General features: G+C 42.8%; 16 protein-coding genes. 12 read left to right on the plus strand and 4 right to left on the minus strand.

The annotated features are described in order from the left end of the window. The first annotated feature begins 63 nt into the window (after positions 1-63). Positions 64-510, plus strand: a complete 447-nt coding sequence (locus V8Z93_RS14305; RefSeq protein WP_439431932.1) for a DUF6108 family protein — start codon at positions 64-66, stop codon at positions 508-510. Positions 511-574: 64 nt separating this feature from the next. Then, a complete protein-coding gene (locus V8Z93_RS14310; protein WP_439431933.1) occupies positions 575-1,468 on the plus strand; it encodes a hypothetical protein in 894 nt (297 codons plus the stop codon). A 434-nt stretch (positions 1,469-1,902) separates the two neighbouring features. Here V8Z93_RS14310 and V8Z93_RS14315 read toward each other — a convergent pair whose 3' ends face one another. Then, positions 1,903-2,415 (minus strand): hypothetical protein, encoded by a 513-nt coding sequence (locus V8Z93_RS14315; RefSeq protein ID WP_439431934.1) that lies wholly within the window; start codon positions 2,413-2,415, stop codon positions 1,903-1,905. A gap of 183 nt (positions 2,416-2,598) precedes the next feature. Continuing rightward, the gene (locus V8Z93_RS14320) at positions 2,599-4,329 is read right to left on the minus strand and encodes a sigma-70 family RNA polymerase sigma factor (protein ID WP_439431935.1); all 1,731 of its coding nucleotides are present in this window, start codon (positions 4,327-4,329) and stop codon (positions 2,599-2,601) included. 376 nt (positions 4,330-4,705) lie between these two features. Here V8Z93_RS14320 and V8Z93_RS14325 point away from each other — a divergent pair, with 376 nt between their 5' ends. The 3 genes from V8Z93_RS14325 (at position 4,706) to V8Z93_RS14335 (ending at position 8,649) form a co-directional block, all read left to right on the plus strand. Next, positions 4,706-6,001 carry an O-acetylhomoserine aminocarboxypropyltransferase/cysteine synthase family protein gene (locus V8Z93_RS14325; RefSeq protein WP_006849406.1) on the plus strand — a complete coding sequence of 432 codons (1,296 nt, stop codon included), beginning with the start codon at positions 4,706-4,708 and terminating at the stop codon, positions 5,999-6,001. A gap of 31 nt (positions 6,002-6,032) precedes the next feature. Continuing rightward, the gene (gene cysK, locus V8Z93_RS14330) at positions 6,033-6,980 is read left to right on the plus strand and encodes a cysteine synthase A (RefSeq protein ID WP_203051681.1); all 948 of its coding nucleotides are present in this window, start codon (positions 6,033-6,035) and stop codon (positions 6,978-6,980) included. A gap of 448 nt (positions 6,981-7,428) precedes the next feature. Next, entirely contained in the window at positions 7,429-8,649 is a 1,221-nt protein-coding gene (locus V8Z93_RS14335) for a serine/threonine-protein kinase (RefSeq protein WP_439431936.1), read from the plus strand. On the opposite strand, the gene V8Z93_RS14340 is transcribed toward V8Z93_RS14335, so the two are convergent. Next, positions 8,634-9,188, minus strand: a complete 555-nt coding sequence (locus V8Z93_RS14340; RefSeq protein WP_439431937.1) for a hypothetical protein — start codon at positions 9,186-9,188, stop codon at positions 8,634-8,636. The two genes, V8Z93_RS14335 and V8Z93_RS14340, sit on opposite strands and share 16 nt — an antisense overlap. 470 nt (positions 9,189-9,658) lie before the next feature. Here V8Z93_RS14340 and V8Z93_RS14345 point away from each other — a divergent pair, with 470 nt between their 5' ends. From V8Z93_RS14345 to V8Z93_RS14375, 7 genes are all read left to right on the plus strand, one after another. Continuing rightward, positions 9,659-10,555, plus strand: coding sequence for an AbaSI family restriction endonuclease (locus V8Z93_RS14345; protein WP_439431938.1), 897 nt, complete (start codon positions 9,659-9,661; stop codon positions 10,553-10,555). A 16-nt stretch (positions 10,556-10,571) separates the two neighbouring features. Further along, on the plus strand, positions 10,572-11,381 hold the full coding sequence (locus V8Z93_RS14350) for a tetratricopeptide repeat protein (RefSeq protein WP_295402662.1): 810 nt from the start codon (positions 10,572-10,574) through the stop codon (positions 11,379-11,381). 80 nt (positions 11,382-11,461) lie between these two features. Further along, the gene (locus tag V8Z93_RS14355) at positions 11,462-12,562 is read left to right on the plus strand and encodes a hypothetical protein (RefSeq protein WP_439431939.1); all 1,101 of its coding nucleotides are present in this window, start codon (positions 11,462-11,464) and stop codon (positions 12,560-12,562) included. A gap of 425 nt (positions 12,563-12,987) precedes the next feature. Next, on the plus strand, positions 12,988-13,992 hold the full coding sequence (locus V8Z93_RS14360; protein WP_203041899.1) for a hypothetical protein: 1,005 nt from the start codon (positions 12,988-12,990) through the stop codon (positions 13,990-13,992). A gap of 334 nt (positions 13,993-14,326) precedes the next feature. Next, positions 14,327-15,886 (plus strand): ATP-binding protein, encoded by a 1,560-nt coding sequence (locus V8Z93_RS14365; protein ID WP_439431940.1) that lies wholly within the window; start codon positions 14,327-14,329, stop codon positions 15,884-15,886. A gap of 62 nt (positions 15,887-15,948) precedes the next feature. Continuing rightward, on the plus strand, positions 15,949-16,101 hold the full coding sequence (locus V8Z93_RS14370; RefSeq protein ID WP_439431941.1) for a hypothetical protein: 153 nt from the start codon (positions 15,949-15,951) through the stop codon (positions 16,099-16,101). Further along, entirely contained in the window at positions 16,074-16,295 is a 222-nt protein-coding gene (locus V8Z93_RS14375; protein ID WP_439431942.1) for a hypothetical protein, read from the plus strand. The genes V8Z93_RS14370 and V8Z93_RS14375 overlap by 28 nt, the downstream gene beginning before the upstream one ends. 151 nt (positions 16,296-16,446) lie before the next feature. On the opposite strand, the gene V8Z93_RS14380 is transcribed toward V8Z93_RS14375, so the two are convergent. Continuing rightward, positions 16,447-17,895: an AAA family ATPase gene (locus tag V8Z93_RS14380; protein ID WP_203041895.1), complete on the minus strand. Its 1,449-nt coding sequence runs from the start codon at positions 17,893-17,895 to the stop codon at positions 16,447-16,449. Between the last annotated feature and the right edge of the window lie 89 nt (positions 17,896-17,984).

Here is a 17,984-nt window from a genome sequence, read left to right on the forward strand (position 1 = left end):
TCTTTTAGATGAAACAATCAATCAAACTATAAAGTATAATATATATATAATAAGGTATAGAATATGAAACGATGCAACTTGATAAAACGCTTCTTCATCGGACTGCTTCTTATCGTGGTAGCCTCGATTTCGGCTAATGCCCAGGAGGGACTATACGTAAAAAGTATATTCCAACGATTCGGGCATGCCAAGGGATGCAAGATGGTTACGATGCAGAATGCGCAACTCAAAGGTTACAAGCTCAAGATATACAAGAGCCTGGTATATAAAAACCATGCCACGGAAATAGCCCACTATCTGAAGTCCGACCGCAAGGCTGCAAAGAAAATCAGAGAGGTGGTGGAGAATGGCAAGATGGTGAGCGGCTATTACATGATGCCCCCCTTGAGCAATGGCAACAACCGCTTTATCCTCTTCAGTAATCCGAATAAAAGCAAGGGAACCGTGATTTATATCGAAGGCGACCTGTCGCCCGAAGATATCATGCAACTCTGCTATTCCAGAAGATAGAAACAACATTTTCCTTCAGGAATCCTCTCAATAAGAATAAGAAACAACATAAAATTATAGTATTATGAATATCAAAAACGTAATGATGATGGCTGCCATGATGCCAGCCTTCGCCCTTGCTGAAACCAACAGCAACTGTGCACCAGCCTCTGTAGAGGCTAACGACACCACAATCAGAGTGAACGACCAGAACATCGTCATCAAGCAGGATGGTGAACAGACTTCTGTGAAGATATATAAGATGAACGGCAATGAGATGACCAAGATTTCAGAGACCCAATTCGTAGATGGTCAGGAAGTAGAAAAGGTATTTGTCACCTCGCCTTTCATCCCTCAGACTTTGAGCAAGCGCAAGCGCAGTCTGGAGAGTCATTATCCAACCTTCTTCTTCGGCTGCAGCCAGTTGCCAGGCAGCAGGGGAAGCATGGGAGGCAACAACGAGATGCACAGTCGCGACTCCAAGTCGTGGGAATGGGGCATCACCCTCACCAGTCTCTGCTTCCGCCTTTCCAACGAAATGGCGCTCACCTCCTCTCTCTCCATCGGACAGGTACACCACCATTTCAAGGACAATTATGTATTAAGCACCGAAAACGGGGTATCTGCAATGACTCCGATAGAAGGCGAGACGCTGAAGAAAAGCTATATCAGCTACAATGTGCTCCGCCTGCCTATCATGCTGGAGTGGCAGAAGCGCATAGGATGCCATGATGCATTCCTGGCGTTAGGTCCATCGGTAGAATACCGCTGGCACGAGCATTCCCGCTACTTCATAGGAAAGCACAAGCATACAGAAACGGGCGATATCAACCTCAACCCTATCGGCCTGAACCTGGAAGCCCGTGCCGGCTACTCTGGAGTGATACTCTACGCCCGTGCCGGAATAACCCCGCTGCTCAACAAGACCAAGGCTCCCGAGTGCTACCCGATGACCATCGGCTTAGGATTTAGACTGTAACATAGCTGCAATGTAGCAGAAATATAGCTGTAATGTAGCAAAACATAACTGAAACTGTCCCCATCTGAAACACCCATCCAGATGAGGACAGTTTTTTATGAGATTACGCACACCTATTGCCACTTTTTGCTATTTATCGCCTTAATTTAGGCTATAGTAACAGAGAGAACTTTGTTATTTACTCAAGTTTCGCAAGTGAGCTCCACACGCCCTGAAAGGGCAGAAGCTCCTAGCCCAGGGCAGCGCCCTGGGTAATCATGGACGCAAGTTTGTCGCCCTGTAAGGGCAAAAGCTTCAAAAGAATCAGGCAATTTACAAAGCTTTTGCCCTTACAGGGCGCCTTGTTGATTGCTATTATACCCAGGGCGATGCCCTGGGCTAGAAGCTTTTGGGCCTTCAGCCCGTACTTGAACCACTTGCGAAACTTCAATTATTTATTTTAACTCAATCTCTATATTTTTATTTGGCACAAAGGACATGTTTCCTTCATAACATGGCTTGGCTGAATCATATTTGCCCGAGAAATCAGAACGATATACCATCACATGATAAGTGCCGGAAACTAAGTTCGATAGATTGAAACTTACATTATAGTTGCACATACAGTCTGCCTCAATCGTGGAATCTCCCAAAGGAATCAACACAATACGGATTTCTCCGTCTTGTGAATATACTTGAGGACTAAATCCATTTACTGCACAATTTGCCTGAAGGTCTGTTACTTGAAAATGAGCAATACCTTTTGCATCAACAGAAACCGACATCTGTGTAGGCTTTTCTTTTTCTGCTTTATAATATTCAGGACGACTTTCTGTTGCTGAGAAGGATGATGTACAGCCAGAGTTTACCACATCACTCATTCTTACCTGCTCCATGACATTCTGTTCCGTAGAACAAGCTCCCATTGCCATAGCAGCCATAACTAAAAATACAACTTGTTTAACCATAACTATATCTATTTTTAATTTTGAATTGAACGAATTGACTCAATCAACTTATAAGTATCGATTATCGCTTCTAACGATTGTTCTGAGGAACTCTTTCGTCTTGTACATGTGTCTTAAGAAACTTTTGTGTTTCTACTATTAAAGATACACCAAAAGTTCTAAAGACTGCATGGGACATTGTTTTTACCATGTAAACCTGATTCCAAAAGGAACGGTAATGGTAAATGGATGTTCTGTCCAAATGGTATGCGTCGTACTTCCATTAGGTATGTGCCAACTGAATGTCGGTTCCAGATAAACACCCCAATTCTTCGCAAAATTATATTGTAATCCGACACCCGTACCAACTGTCCATTGGAATGGTGGGGTAAAATGCCAGCTATCTGAATATGGAATTACTGTTCCTGTTACATATTGTTCATCTGTCTTGCCAGATAAAGGTATGTTCAGGATGATACCTGCAGAAGTGTATGCTGTCCACCTGTTTGCGCCAAACCACTTGTATGACAAACGCAAAGGAATACCCAAATAATGAATTTTCTGTCGCTTTTGTACATAGTAGTCATCCTCACCTAATATGAATTCAGACTTCAGTTGGGAGTATTGAAGACCAGTCTCCATGTTCCATTTTCTATTGATAGTCTTAGTCATGGACAATCCAAATGTGATTGGTTTGTCATGATACTCATGCTCTACGATTTTTCCACCGTTTTTAATGTTATTGATGTTGTTTGTATTGTTGATGGCGATTTCCATAAGAGCCTTTTCTGCCTCCGACATATTGCCATGCGCATTCTGCTGTAAATACTGAGAATATTCCTCCCAAGTTGAAAACATTTGTGGACCTGAAGGTTGAGGACCATCGGTTATATCTTCTCCCTTGCCCACAAGCATCTTATAAGCACTCTGAGCCAATGCAGAACCCACAGAACCCATGGCAAGCAGATGCAACTTGCTTTTGTAACTTGGAGTAACTTCCTTTGCTATAAATTTTTCTAGCTCAGGAACAACCTGTTTTATTGTATCGAGTGAAACACTATCTTTATCTATTGCTACTACAATATTGATTGCCGAATCAGTCTTTTCATAATTAGTTTCGACATCAGTTTTGAAATCAGTTTCATGATCTGTTTGAATGCCAACAGAATCAACAACAATGTAATCCGGCAATTTCATTTTGCTCGGACTTGCCGTTGCTATTATATTCTTGTCAACCACAGGAGATTGGGTAGTAGGCTGCACTGTTACACGATCAACAGAACGCTTTCCCTTGGCAGCATCATTTATATTGGCTACAGGTTGTTGCTCCTTTTCCGTACCTCTCTTCCAAAACAGATATTTATATATAGGTATGCTGACGAGCAATATGGAAATGACTGTCAGCATTCGCCTGTTTATCATATTACGCAACAATCCCTTTGCTCTTGTCAATTGTGATGATGAACTATGTGGCTCAATACCAAGCTTTTCTGCAATTTCTTTATGCGAAAAGCCGTCAATGACAGCCATTCTGAACACGTTGCGGTATCCGGAAGGCAACTTGTCGATAAGCTCAAAAAGTTCTTTTTCTTCCAATTTGGAATCAGAAGTATAAGAACTTTCCACATCAAACCCATCCCCAATTTCAGAGAAAGATAGCACTTGTATCTTACGCTTCCTCTCTAAATATCGCAAGGATACATTTTTAGTAATGGCAACAAGCCATTCCCCAAACTTTGAAGCATCCTTTAGCTTTTCCAAAGAATAATAGGCACGTATAAACGATTCTTGGACGAGGTCATCCACCGTGTCCTCGTCCTCTTGGGTAATTTTTATGCAAGCGTTTCTCATCCTTTGAGAATACGCCTGATAAACAGTTTTTAAGGCGTCAGTATCACCTGCCTTTACTCTTTCTATCAGCTTTTCTATCTTCATGTTGGGTGTACGATATTGTGCACAATATATATAAGATACGTGAAAAAGCGAAAAGACTGCATAAGAATTAGTTAAAAACATAAAAATAAAATAGGCCTAATGAACAAGAGATGGTTCACGCAGCCAAATTAAGTAACGAATCACGGCCAAATTAGGTAATTTTGCCCCTTTTTTAGCAAAAAATCACCCGAATACCACAAACGTGGTAGCAGGAATACTACTCATGTGCTATTTCAGAATCCAAAAAATCGCCGTACCTTTGCAGCGTCAATCAGAACAAACAGCATGATGCCAATCATGACTGGATAACTGGGCGGCAATTTATATAAATGAATAGATTGAATATTAACGTAAAATTAAAGAAAGGACATAGATTATGAGTACAGAAAAGAAACTTCGCTTTGAGACACTTCAGTTGCATGTAGGTCAGGAAAATCCAGATCCAGCTACCGACGCTCGTGCGGTGCCTATCTACCAGACCACAAGTTATGTGTTCCGCAACTCTCAGCACGCTGCCGATAGATTCGGACTCCGTGACGCAGGTAACATCTATGGTCGCTTGACCAACTCTACTCAGGGTGTATTCGAAGACCGTGTAGCTGCCCTCGAAGGTGGTGTGGCCGGTTTGGCTGTCGCTTCTGGTGCTGCCGCCGTTACCTACGCTCTGCAGAACATCCTTCAGAATGGCGACCACATCGTAGCTGCCGACAACATCTACGGTGGTACTTATAACCTCATCACTCATACATTATCCACACAGGGTGTTAGCTACACCATCGTGGATCCTCGCAACTTCGAGCAGGTAGAGGCTGCCATCCAGGACAATACCAAGGCACTCTATGCAGAGACCTTCGGAAATCCTAACTCTGATGTAACCGATATCGATAAGTTGGCAGAGATTGCTCATCGCCACAACATCCCATTGATTATCGACAACACCTTCGGCACCCCATACCTCATCCGTCCTATCGAACACGGAGCTGACATCGTGGTTCACTCAGCAACCAAGTTCATCGGCGGTCACGGTTCATCTCTCGGTGGTGTCATCGTAGATGGCGGTAAGTTCGACTGGAAGGCAAATGCCGACAAGTTCCCTACTCTCGCCAAGCCAGACCCATCTTATCATGGTGCCGTATTCGCAGATGTAGCCGGAGCAGCAGCCTTCGTAACCCGAATCCGTGCGGTCATCCTTCGTGATACCGGTGCAACCATCTCTCCATTCAATGCCTGGATTCTTCTTCAGGGCTTGGAGACATTGAGCCTCCGCGTAGAGCGTCACGTTCAGAATGCATTGAAGGTAGTAGAGTATCTGGAGAACAACCCTAAGGTAGCTAAGGTTAATCACCCAGCCGTTCCTTCTCATCCAGACCACGAGCTTTACAAGAAGCTCTTCCCTAACGGCGGTGGTTCTATCTTCACCTTCGATATCAAGGGCGGTGAGAAAGAGGCATGGGAGTTCATCGACCACCTGCGCATCTTCTCTTTGCTGGCTAACGTAGCCGACGTGAAGTCACTGGTTATCCACCCAGCAACAACCACCCACTCTCAGTTGAGCCCAGAGGAATTGGAGGAGCAGCACATCTATCCTTCTACCGTTCGATTGAGCATCGGTATTGAGAACATCGACGACCTGATTGAGGCTCTCGATGAGGCATTTACCTACGTAAAGTAAAAATATTAATGATTTAAATTAGAGTACAGTTATGGCAAAGATATATAAGCAGATTACTGATTTAATCGGTAAGACCCCATTGGTAGAATTGGGTAAGTATTCAGCATCCAAGGGTTTGGAGACTCCTGTGATTGCCAAGGTAGAATTCTTCAATCCTGGCGGAAGCGTAAAGGATCGTATCGCACTTGCAATGATCGAAGACGCTGAGCAGAAGGGCATCCTGAAACCAGGTGCCACCATCATCGAACCAACCAGCGGTAACACGGGTGTAGGCCTGGCTCTGGTATCAGCCGTAAAGGGCTATCACCTCATCCTTACCATGCCAGAAACCATGAGTGTGGAGCGCAGAAACCTGGTGAAGGCTTACGGCGCAGAAGTGAGATTGACCAGCGGCAAGGACGGAATGCCTGGTGCCATCAAGGCTGCAGAGGAACTCCGCGATTCCATTCCGGGTTCCGTGATTCTGGGACAGTTTACCAACCCATCCAATCCTGCCAAGCACTATGCCACAACTGGACCAGAAATCTGGGCAGATACCGATGGCGAGATTGATATCTTCGTAGCCGGTGTAGGTACTGGTGGAACCATTTCGGGTATCGCCAAGTACCTGAAGGAGCAGAATCCTAACGTGAAGGTGATTGCCGTAGAACCTGCCACATCGCCTGTATTGAACGGCGGACAGAGCGGTCCTCACAAGATTCAGGGCATCGGTGCCGGCTTCGTTCCAGAGACCTACTCTTCAGAATTCATCGATGAGGTATTGGACATTCAGAACGATGATGCCATCAAGGCAGGTCGTGACCTGGCTCAGACCGAGGGCCTCCTGGTAGGAATCTCATCAGGTGCTGCCGCCTTTGCAGCCACCGAGATTGCGAAGCGTCCTGAGAACAAGGGCAAGAAGATTGTAGCCCTCTTGCCAGATACTGGCGAGCGTTATTTAAGCACTGTACTCTATGCTTTCGAGGAGTATCCATTGTAATTCACAATCGGATATTATCTGAAGAAAGCAAAATCTATCATAATTTCCCCAACCCGCTTTTCTTAGCAGGTTGGGGATTTGCATATTCTGGAACTTCATATATATTTGCAAATGCGATACCATTTATCGCAAAAACACAAAGTAAAATACCACAAAAATACAGGCAAAAAACATCGTAAAAATTTAAAGAATACTAAAAGATTCTCTTTCGCTTGAAAATTCCTTTTAAAATGCCTATATTTGCAATGCCATTAGAAATGACGGCAGACATAAAGAGGTAGCAACTACGCTTAGTTCGGACTGAGAATCTGGACAGTTCGCAGTACACAAGAATGACAGTTCCAGTTGTTTGCCCCAATATGTATACTCATATCCATCCCGCTTCTGTGGGATGGGTATCTCTATTTAGTTAATTTTGCAACCGAATTATCAACCCAGTCTGAGTAACATGGATTCATATTCTGGAATTATCATAGAAGAAAGCAGAAGGTCTGAGCAATTTTCAGACTTTACTCCCTTACCTTGCAAAGGATTCAACATTCTTTGCAAGGCAAAGCGCTATGGCAGATGGTGGGTACTCAAAGGATTGAAGGAGCAATACCGTCAAGACGAAAATTACAAGAACTTACTGCATAAGGAATTCGACATTCTCATATCCCTGCAGCATCCCTACATCGTATCAGTCTACAGCATGGAAGAAATACCGGAAATGGGTATCTGCATCGTGATGGAATGGATAGATGGCATCACGCTGGAACACTGGAGCGGCAGCAAGACTGAAGGAGAAGCAATCTTCCTCCAGCTACTTGATGCCGTACACTACATCCATGCCAAGCAGATAGTACACAGAGACCTTAAGCCTTCCAATATCATGATTACCCATAACGGCAATCATGTAAAGGTCATCGATTTCGGACTTTCAGATACCGACGACTTTGCCATCCTCAAACAGCCAGCCGGAACACCGGGCTACATCTCTCCAGAACAGATTGTATCCCAGCAGGCAGACATCCGCAACGACGTCTTCAGCATAGGCTGTATCCTGGAAAAGATACTTCCAGGCAAACCCTATACAGCAATCATCAAGCGTTGCAAGGCTCCCATAGCCCAGCGATATGCCAATGTTGACGAACTCAGAGCCGATTTCATGGCTCGCAGAAACAGCCATCCATCCGGTATCAAGCGTATCGGAATCGCAGCTTTGGTCTGTATCATCTTATTTGGCTTCATCAGTTACCCTTTACTGCATCAGCAGAAAAAGAGCATTAGCATCCCCCCGGCACATCACGAAGCCAAGAAGGATACAGTCATCCGCCAGCAAGCGGGTGATGCAGCCCCACTCTCTGAAAGCAAACATTCCCAGCAGCCAGCAGCTGCTGAGCCATCTTCTGCATCCCATTTACAAAGCGCCGAACTCATATCCGAAGGCAAGAAGACAATCGACAAGATGTGGAAGGAATCCGGCATAGACACCATCCAGTCTGTAGTGAAAAAGAGCGAAGCATTCAATCAGTTTGTCGATAAGAGTAATGAATTCATCACAACGACTTATCCGCAGACATTCTCTAAAGACATCGCCGGCAAGGCAGATATCATCTATGAGCTATCCTCCTATACCGCTGAGAGATATGTGAAGCCCACCTTGGCGGAATTTCAATCTTCCAGATAATGCTCCACGATAATGCCATTCTTCTTACCTATGGCATAAGTGACCGGCTCCCTATCTCCATGTTTCCAAGCATGGAGATAAGCAGGCTCATGATTGATAAAATGACGGCACTCAAAAGTATCATCTTTCGCCAATCTGGTATTTTCTGATGACACCACCTTGAAACTTCCGTTTCCCTGATACCTGATGATGCAGGTTCTGTCGGGCAGCCAGGAAAGTTTGAGCATCTGTCCCTCATAAAGATCATCGCAAGATATTTCCCTGCCCATAACCATCTGGCTCTGCTGTTCTCCAGCCCCCTGCAACAAGACAAACTCCTCAAAGTCCGCATAGCCGAGAAAAATTGCCAGAACATTCTTGGTAAACTTACTGGCAGTAACCCCTTCGTTCACGTATCCCCAGAATCGTCGCAGCGTAGAAGCACTCACTCTCTGCTGGGTACGCTCCAACACCTTTTCGCTTAACCATACGAAGTCACGAGGCACAACCATCTTGCGCCCCACCATCCTTTCTATCATTTCACGTAATATCTGTTCCATGCTGCAAAGATACAGAAACAAATCCAACCAGCACACAAAAAGTCAACATTTTCGTTAAAAATGCCCCATATTTTAAACATGGAACAGAATGGAACGCTGAAAAAATAGAAAAATCACCTATTTTTGCAAAAAAATCAGTTCACAATGATCAACTTTGAAAAAAAAATAGTAAATTTGCAGCGCTGTTCTAAACAAACAGCAGACATGTTAAGGAAACAACCATGCTTAGTTCGTACTGAGAATCTGGACAATTCATTGTACGCAAGAACGAAGTCAGAAGTTGTTCAGCCAATCGTGTATTATTGTAACCATTCCGCATTAGTGGGATGGGTATCAACATACACCCATTGGTGTGAGCTGATTTTCATTCTTTGTGTACAGGTAGTCCAGAACCTTCAGAACAGAATGAAATTGGTTCGCACCTTTTTTGTGCCTAAGAATGAAATAACAAACAAGTAAATGATTAGCGTATGAGACAACAGAAAGCACCTATTGATTACCAATTGGACTACATGGAGCACCTCTTCTTCAGCATTAAACACAAGAAGACCGAAAGCTATGTTATCCATCGAATCTGGGATAAACTAGATGATATGAGAATTCGATTTGTCGTACAACAGAAAGTAGAACTTCCAAATGGAAGATATGCTTTGGCAGACTTATATCTTCCACAAATTGGAATTTTTGTCGAAATCAACGAGCCTTTCCACGCCTTTCAAAAGAAAGAAGATGATTATCGAAATGAGAATATCATAAAATTAACTCAAAACGACCAATTCATCATCTCCTGTGGCAATCCAAACAAAAACGGCGAATGGTTAAGTCTAAATGAGATTCATCAGCAAATAGACCAATGTGTAGCATTCATCAAGGAGCGCATTAATCAAATCCAAGACTTAAAGCCGTGGGATATGAGCAAATGGCTCTCTGTGGAATATCACAAACAGAAAGGTGTGTTTAAAGCCGAGGACAATGATCAGCTCCGAACTATAGATGACATTTGCGCCGTTTTCAATACTAAGCCGAAGTATCATGGCTATTTGAGAGTTGGAACAGCCTCTGTACCCAACAAGGAGAAACTGGAAATTTGGTATCCTAATATTCATAACCGCAGCGGGTGGAGCAACCATCTTTCGGAAGACCAAGACACATTCGAAGAATTCAATGAAAAGGATGAGATAAAGCGTAAGAAGCATGTTAACGCTTGCATTGAAGACAACAAACTACGCATCACATTCTTTCGTCATAAAGACGAACTTGGAATGGAATTCTATAAGTTCATTGGAATCTTCGCTCTCGATATAGAAGAGAGCAAGAAACAAAACAAATGTATTTGGCGCAGAAAGAGCAGAGAATATAAACTATAATATAAATTGTATTATTATGAAGAATCTTTTTAAACTTATGCTGCTAACGATAACTATGTTTATCGCAGGCTCATCTTTCGCATTGGCAGGAAATGACAATGACAGTATCCAAATCTTGGAGAAAGCCAATCAAGGCGATCCTATTGCCCAAAATCATTATGCATACCTACTTTATAAAGCCTCAAAGAAAGAAGAGGCTAAAGAATGGTTCGAAGCATCTGCCAGACAGGGGGTTGCCCATTCACAAAGAGCTTTGGGAATATTTTACAGTAAAGGAATTGGTTGCAAAAGAGACTACAAATCAGCAATAAAATGGTATGGAAAAGCCGCAGATCGCGGAGACAGTTTTGCACGCAAGCATTTCTTCACAACGGGTGATATGTTTGGAAAATCCGAAATACCAGAGACAAAGTTCCAGATATTCTTGCATGGTACAAATAAGACTCTTACCTGCAAAGGAAACGAACTGACATTTGAAGAAGGAGAGCAAAATGATGACAATACATGGACTGTAGAGACTGCAAGAGACAAAAGTACAGGGCATTATTCTCCTATACTCAAGAGTTTATCAGGAAAATATATCACTGGAAAAGAACGCGACAATGGTCCTGCAGGCCTTGGAACAATAGAAGAAGCAGCAGATATAGAGGTAGGTTTTCCTTTTCCATATCCAGAAAAAGAGCAAGGTGCCAATATGCGCGATTCTGATGTTTATGAACCATACCAAGGCACAAATTTGATACATGACTCAAGATATTTAGGAATAGAGAATGGAAAATTATATTGGGGAGACGAAGGTTTTAAATTAGATTTTTTCATAAAGTAAGCATTTATATCTGAAAGAAAAAAATAAAACTCATAGCCCCGCAACTGATAAAAAACAACGTACATTTAATAATAACAATTATGAAGACATTTGTTAAATACTTATTTATAGCATTCTTCTTGCTATTTTCAACTAATGGATTTGCTCAGAAAAGTTTAACAGACTTTATTGATGGAATGAAGAATTCTTCAAATCCAGAGCAGTTTGTCCCACAAATAAAGAAAGAGTTAACCCCCTACCTGAATGGTCCTGGATCGCGCAAAACCATCAAAGAAGCATTCCAATACTTTCTAGGCAAGAACGACAAGATTGCTACTTGTATCGGATATCTTCTTTGCCAAAGTGGCAGAGACCCGAAAGAATGGTATGAAATCATCAAACAACTTCCAGCTCCGAAAAAGTTTTATTATCAAGACGTAGATTGTCAGGATGATATTTATGGAGGATGCTTATATGATGTCATTCTTTTTTCCGATGGCAGAGTAGTCATTCTCAATATACCGGAAGTAGATATTGACAATTATGATAACTTGGTCTCACTAACTTCAAGAATGCCAGAATTTGTCAATGATTTCTATAGTTGTAACGAGCAAGCTTTCCTTTACGACCCTTCAGGAAAATGTATGTTTGGTTACTTCAAAGAAAAAGGAACAGAAATCTATGACAATATGAGACCAGACTGTTCTGTTTTTGAACGTCCTGCAAGAGACAACAGATTACATCAGTATAAAGACAACTTACAATACGAATTGGTTGCTGGTATAAACCTCGACTTCAACACAGGTGTTTTCAAGCCTACATATTATGGATATGATACCCCAGATGAAGCTATTAAAGCCAAGGGACAAAAAATCCAAATAGCTAAAAAGAAAATACAAGACGCTGCAAGGAATAAGCATGCACAAATGGAAAAGGTTCTCGTACAGAAGTATGGTCGAAAAGCATTCGATGCGATGGAAGACTTTAGACCATACATAGGTATGCCTGAGGGCATTGTTCGAGAATATAAACTTGTAATGCAGGACGTTAATTTTATCGCATATGGCTTTGTAAGAGTAGAAAGCGGCTATAAGGTATATCTCCCGACACGACTCTTTGCAATGACTGCGTCATATATAAATGCAAGATTTCCTAGAGCCATCTACACCAAAAACGGGAAAGTGGCTGCTATAAAGTGGTAATTACAAATTAGAGGTCCACTACTGTCCGGATAAAATCCGGATTATGTAGTCTAAGTTATTGAAAAATAATTAAATATATCGTTCTTTGAATTTTTGGATTAAATTTTGTACTTTTGTAGACGAGCCTCAAATAGCTCTGATTTTCTGTAATGCGTACAAAGAAGACCATATTTTCTCTGATTATGTCTCTGGTTTTTCGTTATGACTTCCAGAAATGTATTGACCGTTACAAAGGTGATTGGCATGCCAATTTCGCTGGATTAAACAACATCTACATATCAAGAAGTTCTATGGCACTACGGAGCAAGATGATATCCATTCCATATTCAAAGTAACTAAAGAATTAAGTATTAATAGTCCGAAGCCTCAATACATAGAGGGGTTTACCTCTTCTGAGATTTTATCCGGACACAAATGCATTTTTTATGAAAGCAAAAAGTATCATAACTATAGCATTGATGGCAGTCCTAGGACTGTCATCATGCGACTCTAACAAGAGTACGGTCGAAGATTTGACCAACCAGTTTATCGCAGCCGTCAAAGACGGTGACAAAGCGACAGCATATGACATTTATCCAGCAGCAAAGCTGTATGGTGACTTATCATTGCCTGACAGTATCGAGAAAGGTGATCTCGACATTCAGAAGAATGAGAAGGACAGTAGCTATATGGTCAGCATCAAGAACGCAAGAATGTCAAAGATAATTTTCAAGTCAACAGACAACAAGACTTTTAAGATTATCAATACATTCTCCGTCCTCAAACTCGACTCTGTAAGTAACGAACTTGCTCTGAAAACAGGAGTGCCAATCAAAAAGATGCCTGACTTGGAACTTGGCAAACTGATGCTTGAAAGTAGTGACTTTATAAGCTATCTTATCAATAAGTACTCCAACAACATGTCGCTCTCACTTATTAATGAAACAGGCAACTATGCTTGGAGACGTGATGCCACTGGACTTCATTGCCAAATCGATCAACCTATCCGAAATACAGGATCAGAAATGGTAAAGGGTTCAGATTACTCAGTTGAAATCACTATCATGCAATCTTCAACTGGTGTTATAAAAGCAAAGAAAGTACATCAAGGAGTAGATTTGGCCTCTGGAGAAAGTACTATTTTTTCAGATGACATACCTGAACTGTACAACTATGCATGTAATAGAGATATAAGTTGTATCACTAATATTATCGGCAAAGACCAGGGTGCCGTTAAAGAGAGTTTACTCAAAAAGATAGACTATAATGGTCAGGAATACGAAGAGTATCTGAAAGCCAAGAAGGAAGGAAAGCTCAATGCACCAGATATCACAGACGAAGATGATTCTCCACAAGATGAGCCAGATCCAAATTACAAAGAACCATCTGAAGACATTCCTACAGAGATTCCTAGCGATGTTGTAGTCGATACTGTACAAAGAAACAGATAAAAAGGCAACTATACTTTACAGAAACAGTCCTCATCTGATACACTTTCAGATGGGGGCTGTTTTTTTCAACGTTTTCCCCCATCTTTTTCCCTATCTCATGGGGGCAGTATCAGTTTTGAATCAGATAGAACCTGATGAAGATGGTCTCCCTGAACTTAGACCCAAGATTGACTTTCACTTCTTAAGATAACCATCCTATGACATACGAAGATTTCAAGCAACACCTATTGTCCGCAAGCTTTCACCACGAAAAGAATAGAACTTTTCCCTCATAAAAATTTGGTGGTATCATTTTTTTGTTGTAGCTTTGCAAATGAATTAATTCGATGACGCAATGGCAAGAAAATTATATCCTATAGGAATTCAGACATTTGAGGAAATCCGCAAGTTGGACAACCTCTATATCGACAAGACGGAATACATCTATCGTATGACACATACCGATGGAAAGTATTTCTTCTTGAGTCGCCCACGCCGTTTCGGCAAATCGCTGCTGGTTTCTACCTTCAAAAGTTATTTCAAAGGAAAGAAGGAACTGTTCAAGGGGCTTGCCATCGAGAAGCTGGAGAAGGAGTGGAACGAGTATCCCGTGCTGCACTTCGACCTGAGCAAGGGTAAGCACATGGAGAAGGAGCAGCTGAATCGTTATTTGTTGGATATTATTGAAAAGCAAGAGGCTAGGTTCGATTGCAAGAGCAATAGAATAGATGTTAATATTCGACTTGACGATTTGATAAATGCAGTTTATCATAAGACAGGCAAGCAGGTGGTGGTGCTCATAGATGAATATGATGCTCCGCTGCTGGATGTGGCGCATGAAAAGGAAAAACTCGATGAGCTTCGTAATTTGATGCGCAACTTCTATAGTCCTCTGAAGGGAAACGAGTCTATGCTTCGATTTGTCTTTATGACGGGCATCACGAAGTTTTCGCAGCTCAGCATCTTCAGCGAGCTGAACAACATCAAGAATGTGAGCATGGACGAGCCTTATGCCGGCATCTGTGGCATCACCAAGGAGGAACTGTTGACCCAGATGAGTGATGACATCGATGCTCTTGCCGAGCATCTGGAACTGAGCAGGGAGGAGACTATCCAGGAACTCAAAGACCATTATGATGGTTATCACTTCACTTGGCCATCGCCTGATGTCTTCAATCCTTACAGCTTGCTCAATTGCTTTGCTGATGGCAAGCTGAAGGCTTATTGGTTTGGATCCGGTACACCTACTTATCTGATTGAAAAAATGAGGGAGTTTCATGTGTTGCCATCGCAGTTGGGGCGAGTGAGGGCTAAGGCTTCCTCCTTTGACGCTGCAACGGAAAGAATGACTTCGCTCACTCCTCTGCTGTATCAGAGTGGCTATCTCACCATCAAGGACTACGAAAAGAAGATAGATGTTTATACGCTCGACTTTCCTAACAAGGAGATTGAGGTGGGACTGTTCGACAGTTTGTTGCCAGGCTACCTTGGATCGGGAATAGATACGGGTAGGGTTGTGATAGCTGACATTTCTTCCTATATTAATAGTGGTAAAATGGATGAAGCCCTGCAAATGCTGGCTGATTTCCTGGAAACCATTCCGTATTGCGACAACACCAATTACGAGGGGCATTACCAGCAGATGCTTTACATCCTCTTTGCCCTGCTTACCAACTACGATATCCTCGTGGAGCAGCATACGGCGAAGGGCAGAATCGATATCACGCTGGAGACTGCCGACACCATCTATGTGATGGAACTGAAATTCAACAAGAGTGCCGAGGAGGCTCTCGCCCAGATAGAGGCAAGGCATTATGCCGATGCTTTCAAGATGAGCGGCAAGAAGGTGGTAAAGGTGGGCTTGAACTTCTCTGTCAAAGACGATGTGAATACTCTGGAATGGGTGATTTCCTGACACAGAGTGGGTTAGCCGATGGATTACGATTGACTTTCACAAATTCTTAAGATAAACATCCCATGACATACGAAGATTTTAAGCATTTGGCTGAGCATCCACAGCATCGGGATGTTCCTGCCATCTTCAAACTCGAAGTTTTAGAAACGGAAGAGCTGGAGGAGAAGGATTCCAGAAGGGTGACATCGTGGAAGTATATCGTGGCGATGAGGTGAAACTAGCCATCGTTGTCGGTACTCCGCTTACCACCGAATGGATCTGGGAGAGAAACCAGGCTGCCAAGGATAAAAGGGGATTGGATGAACTGCCATACGATGAAACGGATTCTTCACGCCATCAGAAATCACGGATTACCTCCCTGATGAGCCGCCTACAGCCGAATGTCCCTTCTGTCATACCGACTCCGTAATAGGTGATGCCTCCGGCTTCCCTATCACCAAGGATTTCTTGAAGAAAATGAAGAAGAGATATTTCTAGGCGATTTTTCAACGTTTTTCACCGACCTGCCCCCTATCTCATGGGGGCAGTATCAGTTTTGAAAACGGACATTAAAATACCATTTATCCAAAGAGATCATTCATCCTTACCTCACTATTCACCAATCCACTATGCATATTCTGCTTCACCCCATAAGTCGTGATGAAAGTATGCAGCAATGCCTTCTTCGTCTTGGTCGCCACAGAGAAGGAAGACATCCTGTCACGCAGCCGCTGCTCATAGCTGGCATCTATCACAAACTCATCCTTGGCATATTTCATCTCACAGATATTGATAGCTCCATCAGCACGGTCTATCAGCATATCTATCTGACCTCCTCGCCATTCTGCACCAGTAGAATCTACAAAAGGACGGCAGGACCAGGAATAAACATTCGCCAAAACACCAGAAATACCCAATGCCTTCTTGATCTGTGGGATATGATGTAGGCATACCTGTTCGAAAGCATAACCGCTCCAGGCTGTTCTACTTCCCGAATTGCGCATGTTACTCCAGAAGTTCTTATCCTGCCCACTGTTATTTGCCACAAAACGGGTATAGAACAATGAGTATAAGTCAGTTAACTGATATAGGGCATCCCTTTCACTCTTTCCTATGGTAGCATATTTCCTGATAAAATCGCATTTCTTCAGATTCTCCAGGATTTCTGATAACTGTCCACCGCCTTTCAGTTTCAACTCATCCATCAATTCCTTACGGGTCATCCCCTTCATTTTTTCAGAAAGCACCTCTACTATCTTGCGATAATGCTTGGAGTCATTAAAGAGGGAACGGAAGAGGAAATCGAATTCTCCACGTAATGGCGAATCCTGCGAGAAAAACAGTCTGTCGATGCACACGTCTAACGGCACACCACGCTCCAGCATATCAAGATAATAAGGAATACCCCCCAATATCATATACACATCCAATACCTGCTGGCGGGTAAGAGCAAGGCCTTTCAATTCGTTTAAGAACAGTTCTGTCTCGCCCAGAGAGAATGGAGCCAGATAGATCTGCCGGGTAACGCGACCATACAATCCGCCCTTATCGCCTATAAACTTAGCCAACATCCACGTGGTGGAAGAACCACAGACGATAAGTTTCAGTTGAGGGACCATAGAAGCCCATGAATTCCAGAAATAACTGAAAGCTGCGATAAAATTGCTTTTGGGCGTATCCATCCAAGGCAACTCATCAAAGAACAGAACAATCGGTTCCTGCAGAGATAAGCCCGACAGATATTCACGCAAAGCAGCAAAAGCCTCAAACCAGGTTTTCAGCTTGGGCACGGTCTGCTTAGCATACTGCGCCAACGCCATCCGAAACTGCTCCAGCTGTACCGCACGGCTCACTTCATACATACCAATAAAGGAAAAGGCAAACTGGTCGTTGAACATTTTTCGAACCAGAAAAGTCTTTCCTACGCGCCTACGACCATAGACAGCTATCAGTTCTGCCTTGTTGCTTTTACAACGTTCCAGAATGAGTTTCTGCTCATATTCACGTCCTATTATTCCGTTTGCATCCATAACTTTCTGATTTTATTTCATTTATACTAAATTCTATCGGTGCAAAGATAAACAAAAAAAATGAAATCTGCAAGGATAGTACCGCCCTA

The sequence above is a fragment of the Segatella copri genome (assembly GCF_051861805.1).
In the GTDB taxonomy this organism is placed as follows: domain Bacteria; phylum Bacteroidota; class Bacteroidia; order Bacteroidales; family Bacteroidaceae; genus Prevotella; species Prevotella copri_M.